Origin of the sequence: Methyloceanibacter superfactus (assembly GCF_001723305.1) — a bacterium.
Classification (GTDB): Bacteria; Pseudomonadota; Alphaproteobacteria; order Rhizobiales; family Methyloligellaceae; genus Methyloceanibacter; species Methyloceanibacter superfactus.
This window is the reverse complement of sequence record NZ_LPWF01000026.1, coordinates 42,949-62,324: the sequence shown is the minus strand read 5'-3', so window position 1 is coordinate 62,324 and position 19,376 is coordinate 42,949. Positions and strand designations below refer to the sequence as shown.

Annotated in this window: 22 protein-coding genes and 1 pseudogene; 8 read left to right on the top strand and 15 right to left on the bottom strand. The window is 64.8% G+C overall.

Going from position 1 to position 19,376, the window contains the following annotated elements:
- The first annotated feature begins 68 nt into the window (after window positions 1-68).
- Together AUC69_RS09200 and AUC69_RS09195 are read left to right on the top strand one after the other, a co-directional pair.
- Window positions 69-1,067, top strand: coding sequence for an adenosine kinase (locus AUC69_RS09200; protein ID WP_069441896.1), 999 nt, complete (start codon window positions 69-71; stop codon window positions 1,065-1,067).
- 178 nt (window positions 1,068-1,245) lie between these two features.
- Window positions 1,246-2,286 carry a hypothetical protein gene (locus AUC69_RS09195; protein WP_069441895.1) on the top strand — a complete coding sequence of 347 codons (1,041 nt, stop codon included), beginning with the start codon at window positions 1,246-1,248 and terminating at the stop codon, window positions 2,284-2,286.
- A 6-nt stretch (window positions 2,287-2,292) separates the two neighbouring features.
- On the opposite strand, the gene coaA is transcribed toward AUC69_RS09195, so the two are convergent.
- The 7 genes from coaA to hisB all read right to left on the bottom strand — a co-directional run bounded on the left by coaA (window position 2,293) and on the right by hisB (window position 7,146).
- Entirely contained in the window at window positions 2,293-3,246 is a 954-nt protein-coding gene (coaA, locus tag AUC69_RS09190; protein WP_069441894.1) for a type I pantothenate kinase, read from the bottom strand.
- A gap of 25 nt (window positions 3,247-3,271) precedes the next feature.
- The gene (hisE, locus tag AUC69_RS09185) at window positions 3,272-3,592 is read right to left on the bottom strand and encodes a phosphoribosyl-ATP diphosphatase (RefSeq protein WP_069441997.1); all 321 of its coding nucleotides are present in this window, start codon (window positions 3,590-3,592) and stop codon (window positions 3,272-3,274) included.
- Window positions 3,593-3,697: 105 nt separating this feature from the next.
- Complete coding sequence (gene hisF / locus AUC69_RS09180) at window positions 3,698-4,474, bottom strand: imidazole glycerol phosphate synthase subunit HisF (protein WP_069441893.1); 777 nt, start codon at window positions 4,472-4,474, stop codon at window positions 3,698-3,700.
- A gap of 2 nt (window positions 4,475-4,476) precedes the next feature.
- Window positions 4,477-5,235 (bottom strand): 1-(5-phosphoribosyl)-5-[(5-phosphoribosylamino)methylideneamino]imidazole-4-carboxamide isomerase, encoded by a 759-nt coding sequence (gene hisA, locus AUC69_RS09175; RefSeq protein ID WP_069441892.1) that lies wholly within the window; start codon window positions 5,233-5,235, stop codon window positions 4,477-4,479.
- A 16-nt stretch (window positions 5,236-5,251) separates the two neighbouring features.
- Window positions 5,252-5,902, bottom strand: a complete 651-nt coding sequence (gene hisH / locus AUC69_RS09170; RefSeq protein ID WP_069441891.1) for an imidazole glycerol phosphate synthase subunit HisH — start codon at window positions 5,900-5,902, stop codon at window positions 5,252-5,254.
- Window positions 5,903-5,908: 6 nt separating this feature from the next.
- Window positions 5,909-6,433 (bottom strand): DUF2628 domain-containing protein, encoded by a 525-nt coding sequence (locus tag AUC69_RS09165; protein ID WP_083239264.1) that lies wholly within the window; start codon window positions 6,431-6,433, stop codon window positions 5,909-5,911.
- Between the two features lie 98 nt (window positions 6,434-6,531).
- Entirely contained in the window at window positions 6,532-7,146 is a 615-nt protein-coding gene (gene hisB / locus AUC69_RS09160) for an imidazoleglycerol-phosphate dehydratase HisB (RefSeq protein ID WP_069441889.1), read from the bottom strand.
- A gap of 115 nt (window positions 7,147-7,261) precedes the next feature.
- On the opposite strand from hisB, the gene AUC69_RS09155 reads away from it, so the two are divergent.
- The 3 genes from AUC69_RS09155 to hslU all read left to right on the top strand — a co-directional run bounded on the left by AUC69_RS09155 (window position 7,262) and on the right by hslU (window position 9,751).
- Window positions 7,262-7,795: a DUF2939 domain-containing protein gene (locus AUC69_RS09155; RefSeq protein ID WP_069441888.1), complete on the top strand. Its 534-nt coding sequence runs from the start codon at window positions 7,262-7,264 to the stop codon at window positions 7,793-7,795.
- 69 nt (window positions 7,796-7,864) lie between these two features.
- Window positions 7,865-8,428 (top strand): ATP-dependent protease subunit HslV, encoded by a 564-nt coding sequence (gene hslV / locus AUC69_RS09150; RefSeq protein WP_069441887.1) that lies wholly within the window; start codon window positions 7,865-7,867, stop codon window positions 8,426-8,428.
- Window positions 8,429-8,443: 15 nt separating this feature from the next.
- Window positions 8,444-9,751 carry an ATP-dependent protease ATPase subunit HslU gene (gene hslU, locus AUC69_RS09145; protein ID WP_069441886.1) on the top strand — a complete coding sequence of 436 codons (1,308 nt, stop codon included), beginning with the start codon at window positions 8,444-8,446 and terminating at the stop codon, window positions 9,749-9,751.
- 514 nt (window positions 9,752-10,265) lie between these two features.
- On the opposite strand, the gene AUC69_RS09140 is transcribed toward hslU, so the two are convergent.
- From AUC69_RS09140 to AUC69_RS09130, 3 genes are all read right to left on the bottom strand, one after another.
- Window positions 10,266-10,865: a Smr/MutS family protein gene (locus tag AUC69_RS09140; protein WP_069441885.1), complete on the bottom strand. Its 600-nt coding sequence runs from the start codon at window positions 10,863-10,865 to the stop codon at window positions 10,266-10,268.
- 40 nt (window positions 10,866-10,905) lie between these two features.
- A complete protein-coding gene (mltA, locus tag AUC69_RS09135) occupies window positions 10,906-11,952 on the bottom strand; it encodes a murein transglycosylase A (RefSeq protein ID WP_069441884.1) in 1,047 nt (348 codons plus the stop codon).
- A 227-nt stretch (window positions 11,953-12,179) separates the two neighbouring features.
- Window positions 12,180-12,905 (bottom strand): Tim44/TimA family putative adaptor protein, encoded by a 726-nt coding sequence (locus AUC69_RS09130; protein ID WP_069441883.1) that lies wholly within the window; start codon window positions 12,903-12,905, stop codon window positions 12,180-12,182.
- A 286-nt stretch (window positions 12,906-13,191) separates the two neighbouring features.
- Here AUC69_RS09130 and secB point away from each other — a divergent pair, with 286 nt between their 5' ends.
- A complete protein-coding gene (gene secB, locus AUC69_RS09125; RefSeq protein WP_083239262.1) occupies window positions 13,192-13,752 on the top strand; it encodes a protein-export chaperone SecB in 561 nt (186 codons plus the stop codon).
- Here secB and dnaQ read toward each other — a convergent pair.
- The 5 genes and pseudogenes from dnaQ to AUC69_RS09100 all read right to left on the bottom strand — a co-directional run bounded on the left by dnaQ (window position 13,749) and on the right by AUC69_RS09100 (window position 17,393).
- Entirely contained in the window at window positions 13,749-14,447 is a 699-nt protein-coding gene (gene dnaQ / locus AUC69_RS09120) for a DNA polymerase III subunit epsilon (protein ID WP_069441882.1), read from the bottom strand. The two genes, secB and dnaQ, sit on opposite strands and share 4 nt — an antisense overlap.
- Window positions 14,448-14,478: 31 nt before the next feature.
- Window positions 14,479-15,090, bottom strand: a pseudogene (gene coaE, locus AUC69_RS09115) (dephospho-CoA kinase).
- Window positions 15,090-15,920, bottom strand: coding sequence for a shikimate dehydrogenase (locus AUC69_RS09110; protein WP_069441881.1), 831 nt, complete (start codon window positions 15,918-15,920; stop codon window positions 15,090-15,092). The pseudogene coaE and the gene AUC69_RS09110 overlap by 1 nt, the downstream one beginning before the upstream one ends.
- A gap of 3 nt (window positions 15,921-15,923) precedes the next feature.
- Complete coding sequence (locus tag AUC69_RS09105) at window positions 15,924-16,547, bottom strand: Maf family protein (RefSeq protein ID WP_069441880.1); 624 nt, start codon at window positions 16,545-16,547, stop codon at window positions 15,924-15,926.
- A gap of 9 nt (window positions 16,548-16,556) precedes the next feature.
- Window positions 16,557-17,393: a pyruvate, water dikinase regulatory protein gene (locus tag AUC69_RS09100; RefSeq protein ID WP_069441879.1), complete on the bottom strand. Its 837-nt coding sequence runs from the start codon at window positions 17,391-17,393 to the stop codon at window positions 16,557-16,559.
- Window positions 17,394-17,876: 483 nt separating this feature from the next.
- Between AUC69_RS09100 and hemE the strand changes: the two genes are divergently transcribed.
- Both hemE and hemJ read left to right on the top strand, forming a co-directional pair.
- Window positions 17,877-18,872 (top strand): uroporphyrinogen decarboxylase, encoded by a 996-nt coding sequence (gene hemE / locus AUC69_RS09095; protein WP_342018563.1) that lies wholly within the window; start codon window positions 17,877-17,879, stop codon window positions 18,870-18,872.
- A gap of 38 nt (window positions 18,873-18,910) precedes the next feature.
- A complete protein-coding gene (gene hemJ / locus AUC69_RS09090) occupies window positions 18,911-19,342 on the top strand; it encodes a protoporphyrinogen oxidase HemJ (protein ID WP_069441878.1) in 432 nt (143 codons plus the stop codon).
- The last annotated feature ends 34 nt before the right edge of the window (window positions 19,343-19,376 follow it).

The following is a 19,376-nucleotide window of genomic DNA, read 5'->3' as shown; positions in this document are numbered from 1 at the left end:
AGCGCCGCTCTCGCATTCACAGGCCCGCGCCAACTGCAAACAAGCGAAGAACAGGGACCCGCGACCGAATGGCTGAAAAAACCTACGACGTCGTCGGCATCGGCAACGCCATCGTCGACATCATTGCCCGCTGCGACGAGGGCTTTCTCTCCAAGCACGATCTCGACAAGGGCTTCATGCGCCTGATCGATGCGGACGAGGCGGCGAGGCTCTACGAGGCCATGGGCCCGGCCATCGAGCGCTCCGGCGGGTCGGTCGCCAATTCCATCTCCGGCCTCGCCTCGTTCGGCGCCAAATGCGGCTTCATCGGCCGCGTCGCCGCCGACCAGTTCGGCGGCATCTTCCGCCACGATATCCATTCGCTCGGGATCGCCTATACGACCGAGCCGGCCACGGACTCGGCCCCCACCGCGCGCTGCCTCGTCCTGGTGACCCCCGACGGCGAACGCACCATGAACACGTTCCTCGGCGCGAGCGTCGATTTCGCGCCCGGCGACATGGACACCGGCATGATCGGCGCGGCGAAAATCGTCTATTTGGAAGGCTATCTGTTCGACAAGGACGCGGCCAAGGCGGCCTTCCGCGAGGCGGCGAAGCTGGCCAAGGCGGCCGGCGCCAAGGTGGCGCTTACCCTGTCGGATCCTTTCTGTGTCGACCGCCACCGGGACGATTTCCAGAAATTGGTCAAGGAGGACGCCGATATCGTCTTCGCCAACGAGAAGGAGATCACCACGCTCTACGAGGTGAATTCCTTCGATGAGGCGGCCGATGCGGCCCTTCAGGACTGCGAATTGGCGGTTTTGACCCGTTCGGAGGCCGGTTCGGTGATCGTGGGCCATGGCGAGACCATCGAGGTGCCGGCCGATCCGGTGGCCAAGGTGGTGGACGCGACCGGCGCCGGCGATCTCTATGCCGCAGGTTTCCTCTACGGCCTGACGCAAGGCTTGGGCTTGGAGGCCTGCGGACGGCTCGGCAGCCTCGCGGCGGCCGAGGTCATCTCCCATATCGGCGCCCGGCCCGAGACCTCGCTGCGCAGCCTGGCGGATGCCCGCGATCTCTTGGGATAGGATGCCGGCTGGACCGCTTTGGATGCGATTCGCCTTGTGGCCATTCTGCCACGCAAGGCCAAAATCGTATTATGTGAGCTATAGATAGGTCCTCGGTAGGCTTTTCCCCTGATATCTTAGCCTTGAGTTTTGAGATGCGATTTTTGGGGGCCCTTTCATGCCGAGAACGTCATTCGTAGTGGCAGCCACACTGCTCGGAGCCGTTGCGCTGGCGCAACCCGCTGCGGCGCAGGACTTCACCACGGCGACATTTGGCGGCACGACCATCTGGGCTGGCGGCGGCGTTCAGTTCCTGTCTCTCCCCGACATCAAATTCGTCGGCAAGGGCTCGTCACCGACGAGCGCGCGCCGGCAGCGGAATAGCGAAAGCGACTGGCTCGACTTTGGTGGCGCGACGGGCGGCGGCATCGAGACCGCGCTCGGCTATTGGGGCGGCTATCGCGTCAGCGGCGTGGTCAAGGGCTTCTGGGCCAATGTCGAGGACAATGATCGCACCGCCTGTAAAAATCAGACCTGCTTCGTCTTCGATCCCTCGGGCAGCGGCACCTTCGCCTTCGGACCCCCGACGTTGGTCACCCACACCGATCGCAACGCCGATTATTGGGGCGCCCAGACTGAGTTGAAATTCGCCACTGGCGCGCCGCAAGAGGTGAAGCCTCAGATCTACCGCAACGACTATTTCATCGCCGGCTTCGACGTTCGCGGCATCGACCAGACCAACAAGCTGCGCGGCAAATTCGGGAATGTCGACGTCTACAACTACAAGGAGACGCTCGATACGACCTATGTGGGCGGCTATGTAGGCTTCGGCGGTGAATACAGCTTCGGCTTTATCCCTGGCATCAAGAATGTCGGCGGCTTCTACGACCGGCTCGGACTGCGCACCTTCATCAACGCCACGGCCGGCCTCTACAACGCCGACACCGATTATCGCGGCGTGACCCGCTTCCCGTTCGCCGCGTTCAACTCGTCGATCTCCAAGTCGAATGACGAGCTTGCCTTCATCGGCACCGTGTCACTGGAGACCCGCAAGCAGATCGGCCCGCGGACCAGCCTGTCGCTCTGGACCGACTACGAATACATCTCCTCTGTCCCGCAGATGCAGTACGCCAACACGCAGCATGCCACGCGGATCGACGAAGACAGCGTCTTCGCCACCCGCACCATGCTGAGGCTCAATATCGGTCTCGGCTCGCAGGGCCTCTATCCGGCGCAATAAAGCGGACTAGAGCTTCCGCAGCGCCACGCTTTCCACCGCGTGGCCCGCGCCTTTGCGCAGGATGAGATCGGCGCGTTGGCGCGTCGGGAGAATATTCTCCGTCAGATTCACGAGATTGATCGACCGCCAAATGGCGAGACCGGTCTCGCGCGCCTCCTCTTCGGAGAGCTTGGCGTAGCGGTGGAAATAGGATGCCGGGTCGCGGAACGCGGTCTGCCGCAAGCGTAAGAAGCGCTCCACATACCACTCTTCCACCAGCCCCTCGGCCGCGTCGATATAGATCGAGAAGTCGAAGAAGTCGGAAACGAAGGGGATCGCCTCGCCGTCTTTCGGCAGCTTCGCCGGCTGCAGCACGTTCAAGCCCTCGACGATGACGACATCCGGCCGATCGACCACGAGCTTTTGGTCGTTGAGCACGTCGTAGACGAGATGCGAATAGACCGGCGCCTCGACCCGCTCCCGGCCCGACTTCACGTCGCCGAGAAAATTGAGAAGCGTTTCCAAGTCGTAGCTCTCGGGAAATCCTTTGCGCGCCATCAGCCCGCGGTCTTCGAGAACGGCGTTGGGAAACAAGAAGCCGTCGGTCGGCACGAGCTCCACATTGGGATGGCTCGGCCAGCGCGCCAGCAGCGCTTGCAGCACGCGCGCCGTCGTGCTCTTGCCAGCGGCGACGCTCCCCGCAAGACCTATGATGAACGGCACCTTGCCGTCGCCCTTGTGCAAGAAATTCTCGCTCTCGCTGTGCAGGCCTTGCGATGCCTCCACATAGAGATTGAGCAAGCGGCTCAACGGCAGATAGATGTCGACGACTTCTTCCGTGGACACCCGCTCGGTCAGACCTGAAAGATTTTCCAGGTCAGCCTCACTCAGCGTCATGGGCGTGTCGGCGCGCAGCCGCGCCCAATCCTCGCGCGAATATGTGGCATACGGGGAATACGCAACGGTGGGTCGCGGGTGCATTGTCGGGGGCCCGGCGCCGGCCTCGCTAGGCCGAGGCGGCCTTTCGCTGCTTCTGCTGCTCGCTGGCCGCCATGCGGCGCTCCAGCTCGGCATAGACCTCATCCAGCGTCACGTCGCGGGACTCGAGCACCACGAGCAAATGGTAGAGCAGGTCGGCCGTCTCGCCGATCAGCGACGGCTTGTCCTGGCCCACGGCGGCAAGCGCCACCTCGACGCCCTCCTCGCCGACCTTCTTGGCCGGCTTGATGGGCTCGGCCAACAGCCGCTTGGTATAGGAATCCTCAAGCGTCGCGTTGCGCCGCGCCTTGATGGTGGCGGCCAAGACGTCCAAGACGTGGTTGCTCATGCCTTTGCTCATGCCCTGGCTCATACACCGTGGCGGGCGGGCTGGGAAGCCGCCAGCGCCGCGATCGCGGGAAAATAAGCGCCTAGAACACCCAAGAATGGCCTCCTAGGGGTCGAGCCGCATGGGCAGGCCGGCCGCCGCCATGTAGCGCTTGGCCTCGCCGATCGTGTGCTCCCCATAGTGGAAGATCGACGCCGCCAGCACGGCCGAGGCGTGCCCCTCACGCACCCCTTCCACCAGATGCTCGAGCGTGCCCACCCCGCCCGAGGCGATCACCGGCACCGACACCGCGTCGGCGATGGCGCGCGTGAGCTCGAGGTCGAAACCGGCCCGCGTGCCGTCGCGGTCCATGGAGGTCAGCAGCAATTCGCCGGCGCCCAGCGCCACTACCTCTTGGGCGTAGGCGACCGCCTCGATGCCGGTGGGCTCGCGGCCGCCATGGGTGAAGATCTCGAAGCGCGGCGCGGCTCCGTTGGCGCCGACTCGCTTGGCGTCGATGGCGACGACGATGCACTGGGCGCCGAATTTCTCCGCCGCCCGTTTCACCAGGCTGCGGTCCGTCACCGCCGCGGTGTTGATCGACACTTTGTCGGCACCGGCTTCCAACAGCGTGCGCACGTCCTCGACCTTACGCACGCCGCCGCCCACGGTGAGCGGCATGAAGCAGCGTTCCGCCGTGCGCGCCACCACGTCGAGAATGGTGCCGCGCTTCTCGTGGCTTGCGGTGATGTCGAGAAAGCACAGCTCGTCCGCGCCCGCCTCGTCGTAAGCGGTCGCCGCCTCGACGGGGTCGCCGGCGTCGCGCAGGTCGACGAAGTTTACGCCTTTGACGACGCGGCCCTCCTTCACGTCGAGGCAGGGGATGACGCGGACTTTCAGCATGCTCAATATTGGCCCGTGTGACCGTGGCGCGCGTAACGCTCGGCGATCAGCGCCAACGCCTGTTGTGCGTCGAGCGAGCCGTCATAGAGCGCGCGGCCCGTGATGGCGCCGTCGAGCTTCGCGTAGCGCGGCTCCAAAAGTTTGCGGATATCGTCGATCGAGGCGAGCCCGCCGGAGGCGATCACCGGGATCGTCACTTGGTCGGCGAGCTCCGCGGTCGCGTCGAGATTGAGGCCTTCGAGCACGCCGTCGCGGGCGATGTCGGTATGGATGATGGCGGCGACGCCGGCATCCTCGAAGCGCCGCGCCAGGTCGAGCACGCTCATCTCGCTCGTCTCCGCCCAGCCCTCGATGGCGACCTTGCCGTCGCGCGCATCGATGCCCACGGCGATGCAGCCGGGAAAGTCGCGTGCCGCCTCGCGCACCAGGTCCGGATCGCGCACCGCCGCCGTGCCGAGAATGACCCGGTCGATGCCCTTGTCGAGCCAGGCGGCGATGGTGTCGATATCGCGGATGCCGCCGCCGAGCTGGATGGGAACGTGCACCGCGTCGAAGATGGCTTCGACCGCCGCGCCGTTCACCGGCTTGCCCTCGAACGCGCCGTTGAGATCGACCACGTGCAGCCACTCGAAGCCTTGGTCCTCGAACTGCTTGGCTTGCGCGGCCGGGTCGGCGTTGAACACCGTCGCCTGGTCCATCTCGCCCTGGCGCAGGCGCACGCATTGTCCGTCTTTCAAATCGATGGCGGGAAACAAGATCATGCTGTCGAAGTCTCTCTTACGGCTGCCAATTCAAGAAATTACCGATCAGCGCCAGTCCGAGCTTTTGACTCTTCTCCGGGTGGAACTGGCTGCCGGCGATGTTGTCACGCGCCACGAAAGCGGTCACCGGACCGCCATAGTCGGTGGTGGCGACGAGGTCGCCCGCGTCCTCCGGCACCAGATGATAGGAGTGCACGAAGTAGGCGTGCAGGCCATCGGCGCCGGTCGGGATGCCGGCGAGCAGCGCATGCTCGCGCGCGACGTTCAAGGTGTTCCAGCCCATATGCGGGATCTTGAGCGATCCGTCGTCGGGCTCGATGGCGCGCACCTCGCCCGCAACCCAATCGAGCCCAGGGGTCACCCCATGCTCCAGCCCGCGCGTCGCCATGAGCTGCAGTCCGACGCAAATGCCGAGGAACGGCTTGCCCTTCTCATGCACCGCCTCTTCCAGCGCTTCGATCATGCCGGGGATGCTGGCGAGGCCCGCCTTGCAGTCGGCGAAAGCGCCCACGCCGGGCAGCACGATGCGTTCGGCGCCAAGCACGTCTTCGGGCGCCGCCGTCACCTTGACGGCGAGCTTCGAACCACCCTCGCGCGCCGCGCGCTCGAACGCCTTGGCGGCGGAGTGGAGATTGCCGGAACCGTAATCGATGATGGCGACGTGCATGCGACTTCAGCCCTGCGGGAACAACCCGATCACGTCGTCACCATCGCGGCGGCGCGGCGGTGCCGCCGGCTTGGTGCCGGGCGTGATCTGTTGCGGCGGCGGAACGGCGTAGCGCGGCCGATCCTGTTGCCGCAGCCACCGGGTGAAGAACGAGCGCTCCGCCTCTTGGCGGGAGCGGCCCGTGGCCACCCCGGCGAAGCGGTAGCCGCGCCGCTCGAGCATGGCGCCGCGCAGATCGTTCGCCTCGAAAGCGAACAGCACCGTGACGGCGAGGCTCAACCAGCCGACGATCTCCGGACCCTGCCGGCCCGCGCCGAACGCCCACTCCAATCCGAAGATGATCGCCATGAAGACGATGAACTCGATCCACATGCGGTGATAAAGCAGCCACAGGGCTGGCACGATCAGCGCGAGCCAGGAGAAGCCGTCCTTGACGAAGGCGACCCTGTCGGCGCGCGCGGCGATATCGTCATCGTCGCTCACAGGCTCATAGACGGAATAGACGGTCACTTCATGCCTCAAACGCGTCATGCCCGGACTTTGATCCGGGCATCCACGCCGTTTCCCCTCAGCCTGTGAGAGTCCAGTGGAATGGATTGCCGGGTCAAGCCCGGCAATGGCCGGAATCGTTAGAGCTGGCCCTTGGTGGAGGGCACCCGTCCACTCTGCCGCGGATCGATGGCGATCGCCTGGCGAAGCGCCCGGGCGAGCGCCTTATAGCAGGTCTCGGCGATGTGGTGACTATTCTCGCCATAGAGGTTCTCGACATGCAGGGTGATCCCGGCATTCTGGGCGAAGGCCTGGAACCATTCGCGGAACAGCTCGGTGTCCATCTCGCCGATCTTGGTGCGGGTGAACTCCACGTCCCACACGAGATAGGGCCGTCCCGACACGTCGAGCGCCACCCTTGTCAGGGTCTCGTCCATCGGCAGGTAGCAGGCGCCATAGCGCGTGATGCCGGCCTTGTCGCCCAGGGCTTCGGCAAAAGCCTGGCCGAGCACGATGCCGGAATCCTCCGTCGTGTGGTGCTGGTCGATATGGAGATCGCCGTCGGCCTTGAGCGAGATATCGATCAGGGAGTGCCGCGCCAGCTGCTCGATCATGTGGTCGAGGAAGCCCACGCCCGTGGAGACGTCATAAGCGCCGGTCCCGTCGAGACCGACGGTGGCGCTGATTTTCGTCTCCTTGGTGCGGCGATTGACCGTCGCGCTTCGGGACCCCGTTGATTTGCTTCGCTTCTGCATGTCTGCCAGCCTAATCCTAGGGCCTTAGCAATTCGCTTACCGGCCCTTGAGCGCCTTATACGCCGCGTCACCGGGCGGTGGCTATGCCGGAACGGCTTCATGACGAGGAGAAAGCATGCGGACTCTCTTTGTACTCGCGGTCGTCGCGGTCGCCGCCTATGTCGGCTACCCCTATCTGACCATGTATTGGCTCGACCGGGCGCTCCTGACCGACGACCAGAAATCCCTGGAGCAGCTGGTCGACTTTCCCCGGGTCCGGGCGGATCTCAAGGCCGATGTGAACGCCCAAGTCCTGGGCAAGGCCCAGGAAATCAAGGAAAAACGCCCGATTCTAGGGACTTTTGGTCAGGCTTTGACCGAGCTGTTTGCCCCCGACATGGTGGATAGCGCCGTGGACGGCATGGTCACGCCGGAGGCCATTCTCAACAATCCGACGGTGGTCGAGCATCGCAAGGAAGATGAATCCTTCGCCGATTTCGTGACCTACGCCTTCTTCGCCGCGCCTACCCGGTTCACATTCGACCTGAAAGACCCGGAAAAGCTCGATTCGCCGACGGTCACGGCCGTCATGGCGCTGGACGGCTTCCGCTGGCGCGTGGTGGGGGTCGACCTCCCGCCTTTGGGGGCTCTGCTCTCCAAGGTGCCCTAGCGCCAGCGTTAGGCGCGTTGCCGCAGATAGCTTGACGAACGGCCCCGCCACGCCGATATCGCCTTGCACATGAACCCTTCCCCCACCTCCCCAGCCACCTGGCACGGCACCACGATTCTGACCGTCCGCAAGGGCGGCAAGGTCGTCGTCGCTGGCGACGGCCAGGTCTCCCTCGGCCAGACCATCATCAAGGGCACCGCGCGGAAAGTCCGCCGCGTCGGCTCAGGCAACGTGATCGCCGGCTTCGCCGGCTCGACCGCGGACGCCTTCACCCTGTTCGAGCGGCTCGAGACCAAGCTCGAGCGCTTCCCGGACCAGCTCAAGCGCGCCTGCGTCGAGCTCGCCAAGGACTGGCGCACCGACCGCTATTTGCGCCGGCTCGAAGCCATGATGATCGTCGCCGACCCGGACGAGAGCCTGGTGCTGACCGGCACCGGCGACGTGCTCGAGCCCGACGATGCGGTGATGGGCATCGGCTCCGGCGGCTCCTACGCTCTGGCCGCCGCCCGCGCCCTGCTCGACACCGATCTCGATGCCGAGGCGATTGCGCGGAAAGCCATGAACATTGCCGCCAAGATCTGCGTTTACACCAATGACGAGGTGACCGTCGAAAGCCTCGACGCGACCAAGTAGCGAGTTGATGCGTCCATGACCTCATTTTCCCCCCGCGAGATCGTTTCCGAGCTCGACCGCCACATCATCGGCCAGCGCGACGCCAAGCGCGCCGTGGCCATCGCGCTCCGCAACCGCTGGCGCCGGCAGCAGCTCGAAGGCGATATGCGCGAGGAGGTGCTGCCCAAGAACATCCTGATGATCGGCCCGACCGGCGTCGGCAAGACGGAGATCTCGCGCCGCCTCGCCAAGCTCGCCGGAGCGCCCTTTATCAAGGTCGAGGCCACCAAGTTCACCGAGGTCGGCTATGTCGGCCGCGACGTCGACCAGATCATCCGCGACCTCGTGGAAGCGGGCATCGGACTGGTGCGCGACACCAAGCGCAAGGAGGTCGAGGCCAAGGCCCAGCTCAACGCCGAGGAGCGTGTCATCGACGCGCTGGTCGGCTCAGGCGCGGCGCTGTCGACGCGCGAAGCCTTCCGCAAGCGCTTGCGCGAGAACGAGCTGAACGACAAGGAGATCGAGATCCAGGTCGCCGATACGCCGAGCATGCCGTCCTTCGAGATTCCCGGCATGCCCGGCAGCCAGGTCGGCATGGTCAATCTCTCCGACATGCTGGGCAAGGCTTTCGGCGGCCAGCGCACCAAGCCGCGCACCGTCACCGTGGCCGAGAGCTTCGACATTCTCGTGGCCGAGGAGTCGGACAAGCTCATCGACGACGACATGATCGTGCAAGAGGCGATCAAGAACGTTGAGAATAACGGCATCGTGTTTCTCGACGAGGTCGACAAGATTTGCGCGCGCTCCGAGCGCGTCGGTGCCGATGTCTCACGCGAAGGCGTGCAGCGCGATCTGCTACCGCTGATCGAGGGCACTACGGTCGGCACCAAGCACGGCCCGGTGAAGACCGACCACATTCTGTTCATCGCGTCGGGCGCGTTTCACATCGCCAAGCCGTCGGACCTGCTGCCCGAGCTGCAAGGCCGCTTGCCGATCCGCGTGGAGCTGCGCGCGCTGACCCGCGAGGACTTCCGCCGCATCCTCACCGAGCCCAAGGCCTGCCTCATCAATCAATATGTGGCGCTGATGAAGACCGAGGGCGTCGACCTGCAATTCACCGAAGATTCCATCGCGGCCATCGCCGATGTCGCGGTCGAGGTGAACACGAGCGTCGAGAATATCGGCGCGCGCCGCCTCATGACGGTGATGGAGCGCATCCTCGACGACATCTCCTTCAACGCCGGCGACAAGCACGGCGAGACGGTGGTGATCGACGCCGCGTATGTGCAGGAGCATATCGGCGACCTCGCCAAGAACGCCGATCTCTCGAAGTTCATTCTGTAGAGTTGTTGATATCTATCAACGCAATCCTTCGCCTTTCAGCCCTAGCTTATCGAGCTGTTGCTAAGAAGCAGGTTGGCTCCAACCCGCACCAGTGATGGACGCGTTGAATAGCAGCGCATTCGCCGCCTTGTTGCTGGCCGGGCCGTAGTGTCTGGCTGTGCTTCGGACGAACAGCGAGTTTGCTGAATGATGATTCCGAGGAAGCTCAGAGTCGTTTCGAGCGAAGGAAGAGAACAATGACAACACGCGCGAGTCGGCGCAGAGCGTGCGTCTGGGCGATCTCGATATCCCTTTTTGGGGTATCGGCTATGGTCGGATCACCCGTCGCCCATGCGGTAACGCCCTGCTGCGAAGAGTGGGGCTACAAGACGGTGCGGCAATGCAGGACGTGGAGCAATCCCAAGAACCAGCCTCAAGTCTGTGTTGAGTGGGAGGAGGTTGAGCAGAAGATTTGCGTTAAGCGCAATCCGCCGCCGTGCGCCACCGAATGAACTAGGCGCGGGGCGCCGCCAGACTAGCCTGCTGTTTTTGAACGCCGCAGCCGCACATAGAGCGCGCCGCCGCCACCGAGCCGGCGTGGGGCCTCCGAGAAGCTGACGATCAGCGGCGCGAGATCGCCGTGGGCGAGCCAGTGCGGCACCGCCTGGCGCAGCACCCCGCGGGCATCTTCCTCATAGAAACTTCCGCCCTCGTCGCGAAGCGACCCCTTGCCGGTGATCACCAGCACGTGGCGGTAGTCTTGGCTCTGCGCCCATTTGAGGAATTTGCGCAACGCGGCGTGGGCGTCGCGCTGGCGCATGCCATGGAGGTCGAGCCGCGCCTCGACCATGAGATGCCCCTTGTCGAGCTTGCGCGCCGTCTGCCGGTCGAGGCTGCTGGCGGTGGGCGTCGGGCCGGGCCGCACGGGCGGCTTTGGCGCGGGCTTCGGCGCCGGCTTGGCTTCGGCGGCGAGCGCCGCGGCGATCTGCTTCGGTCTCGGCGGCTTGGGCGGCGTCGCCACATGGGTGACGCGGTTCTTCTTCTTGAGCGGCGCCGCCGTCCGGGCGATGCGGGCCCACAGCTCCGCGTCGTCCTCGAGGCCGCTTTCGCCCTTATCCGCGTCGCGTTTTCCCATGTCTCTTTTACCCATGGGGCGAGACCATAGCGCGAAAGGGTTACGGCTTCGGCAGAAGGACGTAGAACCGCGCTTGCGTTTTGGTGACGCCGGCAATCGCGCCGGCTTCCGTCCCGGAGCCCCAGAAGATGTCGCCGCGCTCCTGCCCTCTGATGGCAGAGCCCACGTCCTGGGCGATCATCAACCGCCGAAACGGCTTGCCGTCCGGCGTCGGCGCTTGCGGTGCTGAGACGAATACCGGCGTGCCGAGCTTGTGATAGATGGCATCGACGGCGAGGCTGCGGCCGGGCGTGAGCGCCACGCCTTGCGCGCCGACCGGGCCGTCACCCTGTTCCGTGTCCGGCAATTCATGGAAGAAAATATAGGACTTGTTCGCGTGCATGAGCGCCTTGCCCCGGGCGGGATCGGCGCGCAGCCACCCTTTGAGCCCTTCCATCGTCAGTCCGCCCGGAGGTTTCTCCCCGCGCTCGGCGAGCAGCTTGCCGATCGACGTATAAGAGTGGCCGTTCTTGCCCGCGTAGCCGATCCGCGTCCATGAGCCGTCCGGGAACCGCACGCGCCCCGACCCTTGGATCTGCATGAAGAAAAGCTCGACCGGATCGTCGAGGTAGAGCAGCTCGAGGCCCTTGCCCGACAGGGCCCCGTTGTCGATCTCCGCGCGCGTGTAGTAAGGCACGAGCTCATCGCCCTTCCGCCGCCCCACGCTGAAGCTCGCATTGTAGAACGCGCGCAATTCATCGGGCGTCACCTGGACGAGGTCGTCCGGGCGCTTATAGACGGGAACCTGGAACGCGTCGTCGCGCGCGCGCGAGCGCATCACCTCGGGCTCGTAATAGCCGGTGACGAGGCCGGGCTCCTCCGCCTCGACGCGATGCGGAACGTAGTGGGTTTCGAAAAATCGCCGCGCGGTCTCGCGATCGACCGTCTCCCCGAGCTCCAGGACGTCTTGGCAAGCCTGATTGCTGGTGGGCCGCTTGCGGCACGATCGGCGCAAGGCGCCGAAGGCCGCCGCGTGATCGTCTTGAGCCCAGCCCTGGATCTCCGTGAAGCTGACGGGGATCAGCTTGATGGCCGCGTGATCGTCCACCTCGTATCTCCACAGGAGGAGTGCAATCGCGGCAACAGCTATGCCGAGTATCCACAATGCATGCCAGCGCATTGTTTGGCCTTCCCCGAGGCGCGCCGTCAGTGCCCGTCAGGGCCTTGTGCCCGCCCGCATCCCGAACCGGCGATCATCCTAGCACAGGCGTTTCCGATCGCCGGCCTTGACGGGCGACAATCGGTCGTCGGGGGAAAACGACGTCTGGGAAAAGGCTAGTTGGCCGCTTCCGTGGCGACGAGCTTCCAGTTGGGATTTCTGGAGGCCGTCTCGCGGGCGAAGGTCCAGATGTCGGTGACCTCGCGGACCTTCTTGGGATCGCCCTCGACCACTTCGCCGTCGGCGTCATGGGTCACCGAGATCAGCTCGCTCACGAACTTGACCGTCACCAGCGCCTGCTTGCCCTTGACCTCGGCCTCGATGATGTCGGCCTTGTCGATGCCGACCAGGGTCGACTGCAGGGTCTCGCCGCGCTGCTCGCGCTCGGCGATGGCGCGCTCGAAGCCCTCGAGCACGTCCTGCCCGAGCAGCTGCTTCAGCGTCGCCTCGTCGCCCTCGGCGAAGGCGGCGACGACCATGTCGTAGGCGCCCTTGGCGCCGTCGAGGAACTGAGCGGGATCGAAGCTAGGATCGGCGCGCATGACTTCGGTCAGAGATTCGCGCAACGGCGTATCCTTGGCGGCATAGCGCTCCAGCCGCTCCTCGATGTCCTCGGGCGACGGGCCCGAAGCCTCGGCCACCGGCGCCCGGCCGGTGCGGCCACGCGGCAGCGCCACCACGGAGCCCTCGGGCGTCCCGGCCTTTGTGTCGGCGCGCGTATAGGGATCGTAAGGCGGCCGCTCGTTGCCCGTGCGGCGGCCGAGCACGCTCCGCAGTCGGATAAAGATCACGACCGCGAGGACCAAAAACAGCAGAGTATAAATGTCGAAAGCTTCGCTCATGCCTTGCCGCCACCCGCGTCTGGATTCACCCCACAATCATTGTGGAACGCTCTAGGAGGAATATTGTTGCTCGCCCAGAGATTTGCCAGCGGGAGCCTTACGCTGCAGCTACAAATTTCGCATTTGCACCGCAGCATTTCATCCCCAACTTAGGGCATTCCCACGGGTGAAGCCAACCCTAAACGGCTTTGCACTTAATTTAGGCTCAAAGCAGATCGACGCAGGCGAATTGCAGCCTCCATCGTCCCATGCTAGCCAGCGCAACAGCCGCTGAGGGGGGCTTTCCATGGCCAAGAAGTCAAAGGACGATCAGGCAAAGAAGACGAATGGCGACCGGCCCAACGCGGCGCCGGCCGGCACACCGCCGCCGCAATCCGCCGCCGCGGCCGCCCGCACCGCCGCGGGCGCCGAGCTCGCCGTCCTCGCCCAATACATCAAGGATCTCTCCTTCGAGAGCCCCGGCGCGCCGCAGACCTTGCAAGGACCCGGCGAGAACCCGCAGCTCAAAGTCGGCGTCAATGTCAGCACCGCGCCGCGTGGCGACGACATCTACGAGGTCGCGCTCCATATCGAGGCGCATGCCAAATCCGATGCCGGCGTGATCTACAACGTGGAGCTGATGTACGGCTCGTTGTTCCGTCTACGGAACATTCCCCAGCATCTGATGCAGCCGGTGCTGTTCGTCGACTGCCCGACGATCCTCTTCCCCTTCGTCCGACGCGTGCTGGCCGACGTTGTCCGCGACGGCGGCTTCCCGCCGCTCATGCTCGACCCCATTGATTTCGCCAGGCTCTACACCCAGAACATGGCGCGCAGCGAAGCGGGCGATCAAGCTCAACCCAATTAGGCTTGGAAGTAGCGCCGCCAGGCCGCGCCTTCGCCCAGCGTCGCCACGAAGGCGCGATGGGCCTCGGTCTCGGCCGCGCTGAGCCGTGAGGCAAGCGGTACCGGCCGCGGGCGGATCAATTCGGCATTGGCCTGCAGCAGGGCGGCTTGAGCCCCATTGGCAGCGAATTCGAGCCGCGCCTGGTTGCCGCCGATCAGCTCCACATAAACCGAGGCCAGCAGCCGGCAGTCGAGCAGCGCGCCATGACCTGACGTCTCGCGCTCGGTGAGGTCGACGCCGTAGCGCCGGCAGAGCGCGTCGAGGCTCGCCGCGCGCCCGGATGCCGCCGCCGCGCGGGCCAGCGTGTCGACGACGTGCTCCCAGCGCAGCAGCGCGCGCGGCAACCGCTCCAGCTCCGCGTTCAGGAAGCCGAAATCGAAACTGGCATTGTGCATGACGAGCATCGCGCCTTCGACGAAGGTCAGCAACTCGTCGGCGAGCTCGGCGAAGCGGGGCTTGTCGCGCAGGAAATCGGTGGACAGGCCGTGCACCTCGTAGGCCTTTTGCGGCACCTCGCGTTCGGGATTGAGATGGCAATGCCAGGTGCGGCCCGTGGGGATGCGGTTGACCAGCTCGACGCAGCCGATCTCGACGATACGATGACCCTCAAACGGGTCGAGCCCGGTCGTTTCCGTATCGAGAATGATTTCGCGCATGCGCCGTTGCGCTCCCCGCTTCGCTCGACTGTCAGTGACGCAATCGCTCCATGACCTGACCGTCACGATCTTGCAGCGATTCGATCAGTGTATCGAGCTGCGCGTGCATGTTTTCCATGGTCGTGCCGCTGTCCACAACGTAGTCGGCCCGCGCGCGCCGTTCCGCGTCGCTGAGCTGCGCGCCCGCAGCGCCTCGTATTTCTCTTTCGTCATGCCGGGGCGCGCCAGCACGCGCTCCCGCTGCACCGCGTCGGGCGCGCTCAGCGCGACGGTCACGTCCGTGCGGGACTCGGCGCCCGTCTCGAACAGGAGCGGGATCTCCAGCACCGCGAGCGCGGCCCCTGCTCTCTCCTGGTCGCGGAGAAAATCGATTTCGGCCGCAACCACCATCGGATGAACGATAGCCTCCACGCCCGCAACCGGTCGGGGTGCCTCGATACCTCTTTGGCGAGCAGCGCCCGGTCCACCCGACCGTCGTGCGTGGTGCCGGGAAAAGCCGCCTCGATGACCTCGACCGCCTCGCCCTCGTAGAGATGATGCACGTAGCGTCGGCATCGAACACGTCGACACCTCGGGCCTTGAAATGGGCCGCAGCCGACGTCTTGCCCATGCCCATGCCGCCGGTGAGCCCGATCACGAGCATCACGAGGCCTCCAGCGTGGCCGCCACACGCGCCCTCAAATCCGGCGACACCTCGGGCCGCAGGCCGAACCAGCGCTCGAACCCAGGCACCGCCTGGTGCAGCAGCATGCCGAGCCCGTCCACGGCCGTGAGGCCCCGGGCCCGCGCGGCCGCCAGGAGGTCCGTCTCCAGCGGATTGTAGACGAGGTCCGAGACCACAGCGTCCGGAGGCAATGCCGATAGGTCGATGACGAGTGGCCCCTGGCCGGTCATGCCGAGGCTCGTGGTGTTGACGAGGAGCGAGCAGCCAGCGAGCGCCGGCTCCCGCTCCTCCCAATCGATCGCCTCAACCTTCGGCCCGAACAGCTTGGCCAGGCTGTCGGCCCGGGCGCGGGTGCGGTTGGCCAGCAGGATCTTGGGCACACCAGCGGCAAGGAGGCCGTAAAGGATCGCCCGTGCCGCGCCGCCGGCACCGAGCACAAGGGACCGCGCCCATCCCCTCGTTCCATTGCGGCGCTTGGGCGTCGAGATTGGAGAAGCCGTAGCGTCGGTATTGGCCGCATGAAGGACGCCCTCGGCGTCGAGCCACAGCGTGTTGGCCGCGCCCATGGCGATCGCCGCCGCGTCCGTCGAGCGCGCCGCACGCAAGGCGGCTTCCTTGTGGGGCAGGGTCACATTGGCCCCCACATAGCCGCGCTCACCCAGGGTCTGGACAAACGCCGCGAAATCTTCGGGGCGCACCGCCTCTTTTTCGTAGGCGCCGTCGATGCCGTACGCGGCCAGCCAATAGCCATGGATGATGGGTGAGCGCGAATGCTCGACCGGCCAACCGATGACGCAGGCGCGCAGCATGGCTCAGTCCTCGATCACGCCCTCGCGCCGAAGCGTATCGAGGAGCGGCAAGAGGGGCAGTCCCAAGATGGAGAAGAAGTCGCCCTCGATTTTCTCGAAGAGCTGAATGCCGAGGGATTCGATCTGATAGGCGCCCACGGCGCTCAGCACCGCCTCACCGGCGGCGGCCAGGTAATGACCGATGAAAGCCGGCGTCATCTTGCGCATGGTGAGGGTGGCGACCTCCGTCTGCGCCCACACGGTCTCGCCGCCGGTGGCGACTGCCACGCAGGTATGCAGCGTATGGGTCTTGCCGTTGAGGTCGAGCAATTGCGACCGCGCCGCCGCCATGCTCTCCGGCTTGGTGACGATCTCGCCCTCGAAGGCGAGCACCTGATCGCCGCCGATGACGTAAGCGCCTTTGGCCAGATCGCTCACCGCCTCGGCCTTGGCCCGGGCCAGCACCTCGGCAACGTCATGGGGTTCGAGCGCCTGCTCGCCGCTGACCGCTTGGCGCATGGCGCTTTCCTCCAGGCCCGGCGCCTCGACGATGAAGGCGAGCCCAGCCGATTCCAGAAGCCGCGCGCGGGTTTGGCTGGTCGAGGCGAGAATGAGCGGCGGCCGCCCCTGCTGCAGGAATCCGGTCATGCCAACCCCTTATGCTTCTAGCGCCGGCGCTTCGCGGTCGTGATAGAGCCGGATGATGCCAGCGGCCGTCTCCTCGATGGAGCGCCGCGTCACGTCGATGATCGGCCAGCCATGCCGCGCGCAGAGCTGCCGCGTCTGGGCGATCTCCGCGGCGATGGCGTCCCGGTCCACATATTCCTCGAGATGACCGTGCGCCTGTTCGATGACGCGGTTTTGGCGCACTTGCGCGATGCGTTCCGGGCTCGCCACCAGCGCCACCACGAAAGCCTTGGTCGGCTGCTCAAGTTGCGCCGGCAGGGCCATGCCGGGCACGAGCGGCACGTTGGCGGTCTTGAAGCCGCGATTGGCGAGATAGATGCTGGTCGGGGTCTTCGAGGTGCGGCTGATACCGAGCAGGATGATGTCGGCGTCGTTGAGATTCTCCGGCAGATGCCCGTCATCATGCACCATGGAGAAATTCAGCGCCTCGATGCGGCGGAAATAGTCGGCGTCGAGCACATGCTGTCCGCCCACCATGGGCGTAGCCGCCATGTCGAGATAGGATTCGAACACTTGCAGCACATGCTTCAGCGGCGCCACGCACGGAACATTGAGCTCCTTGCAGGACTGCTCGAGCGCTTCGGCAAGCTCGCGGTTGAACAGCGTGTAGAGCACGATGCCCGGCGTCGCCTGCACGTCCTTAAGCACGCGGTCGAGCTCGCGCCGGCTGCGAACCAAGGGATGCAGATGCTCGATGGCGCGGACCTGCGCGTATTGCACGCGGACCGCCTTGGCGATCGTGTTCAGCGTCTCGCCCGTCGCATCGGAGATCATGTGCAGGTGAAACGTGCGCTGCTGGATATTCATGTATGGCCTCTGGATAACTCCCCGGGGTTAACGGCGCTCTAGCGCGCGCGGCGATCTTGTCCCCGCTGACCCCGAAAAGTGAGTCCTACTTCTTCACAGATTCGCCTATGTCGAAAAAATGACGCAAGACGAACACCCCTCGACAATACCCTTTTTGATCCCCAGCTCCGAGAGGCAGATGCCCACAAGCCATCCAGACTTCATCCAGAGCGGCTGCCTCCCCGCAACACCAGGCGCAGCAAGGCGTGATGGGGCTTTCTCCGGCAAACCAATCACAAGCCCGCCCATTCATCATCAAACCGTCAAAGATGGGGCAGGTCTCCCTGTCGACAGACTGGTGATGACGGTGAATGTCCGCTATTCACGCCCCAACTAAAGTAACAACAGAACTATTAGAGATTCTCTCTATTAGTATTTTAGAGAGGCATCGGTTTGCGGATAACCTCCCCAACGAGCCCACTGCTGACCGTCTTGAGCGGCGAAGTGAGCACCCCGCCACCCGTCTGGCTGATGCGCCAGGCGGGACGCTATCTGCCGGAATACCGTGAGGTGCGTGCCGGGGTTCCGTCCTTCCTCGATCTTTGCCTCAGCCCTAAGCTGGCGGCGGAAGTGACCTTGCAACCCTTGCGGCGCTTTCCCCTCGATGCGGCGATCGTGTTCTCCGACATCCTCGTGGTGCCGTTTGCGCTCGGTCAGAAAGTCGAGTTCGTGGAAGGGGAAGGCCCGAAGCTTGAGCCTGTCCGGGATGCGGCCGCCATCGGCAAGCTCGATGTTGGCGCGGCCGCCGACAAGCTGACGCCCGTCTACGAGACGGTGGAGCGGGTCGTGGCCGAGCTGCCCGAGATGGTGCCGTTGATCGGCTTTTGCGGAGCGCCGTGGACCGTGGCGACCTATATGGTCGAAGGCGCCGGCAGCAAGGACCAGGCTTCGGCCCGCGCCCTTGCCTATGGCGAGCCGGAGACATTCCGGGCCTTGATCGACACCCTGGTGGAGGCCTCGGCGAACTATCTGCTGGGGCAAGTCAAAGCCGGCTGCCGGGTGTTGCAGATCTTCGACAGTTGGGCCGGCAGTCTGCCAGAGGATGAATTTGAGCGCTGGTGCATCGCACCGACTCGGGCCATCGTGGATCGGGTGAAGGCACTCGCTCCAGACATTCCGATCATCGGTTTCCCGCGGGGGTCGGGGCCGCTCGCCGAGCGCTACGCCACCAAGACGGGCATCGACGCGGTCGGTTGCGACACGAGCTTGCCGGTCGGCTGGATTCGCGCGGCGCTGCAAACTCGGCTTCCCGTGCAGGGCAATCTCGATCCGATCCTCTTGGCCACGGGAGGACCGGCCCTCGATGAGCGCGTCAAGTGGATCGTGGAAACTCTGGGCCAAGGCCCCTTCATCTTCAATCTGGGTCATGGCATCCTGCCTCAGACCCCCATCGAAAATGTCGAGCGGCTGGTGGCGCTGGTGAAGGGCGACGTCGGCTAATCGTCGCACCCTGTCTTCAAGGCACCCCTGGGAATTCCATGTTTCTTGCCTATATCAAGGCCTTCCACATCATCGCCGTGATCGCCTGGATGGCGGGGCTGCTCTATCTGCCGCGCCTGTTCGTCTATCACGCCATGAGCAAAGTGGGCTCCGAGCAGTCGGAGACCTTCAAGATCATGGAGCGGCGCCTGCTTCGCTTCATCACCACGCCGGCCATGGTGGCGTCGTGGATTTTTGGCCTCATTCTGGCGTTTTCGCCCCTGATCGACTGGAGGACGGATGGCTGGTTTCACGCCAAGCTGTTCCTCGTGGTGGTGCTTTCGGCCTATTCGGGGGCGCTCGCCAGCTGGACGCGCGATTTCGCCATGGATCGGAATACCCGGAGCCCGCGTTTCTACCGAATCGCCAACGAGATCCCCACGCTGCTGATGATCGGCATCGTCATCCTGGTGGTCGTCCGGCCGTTCTAGCCCGAGGTAAATCTGTTCCGCCCACCCCAAGGGT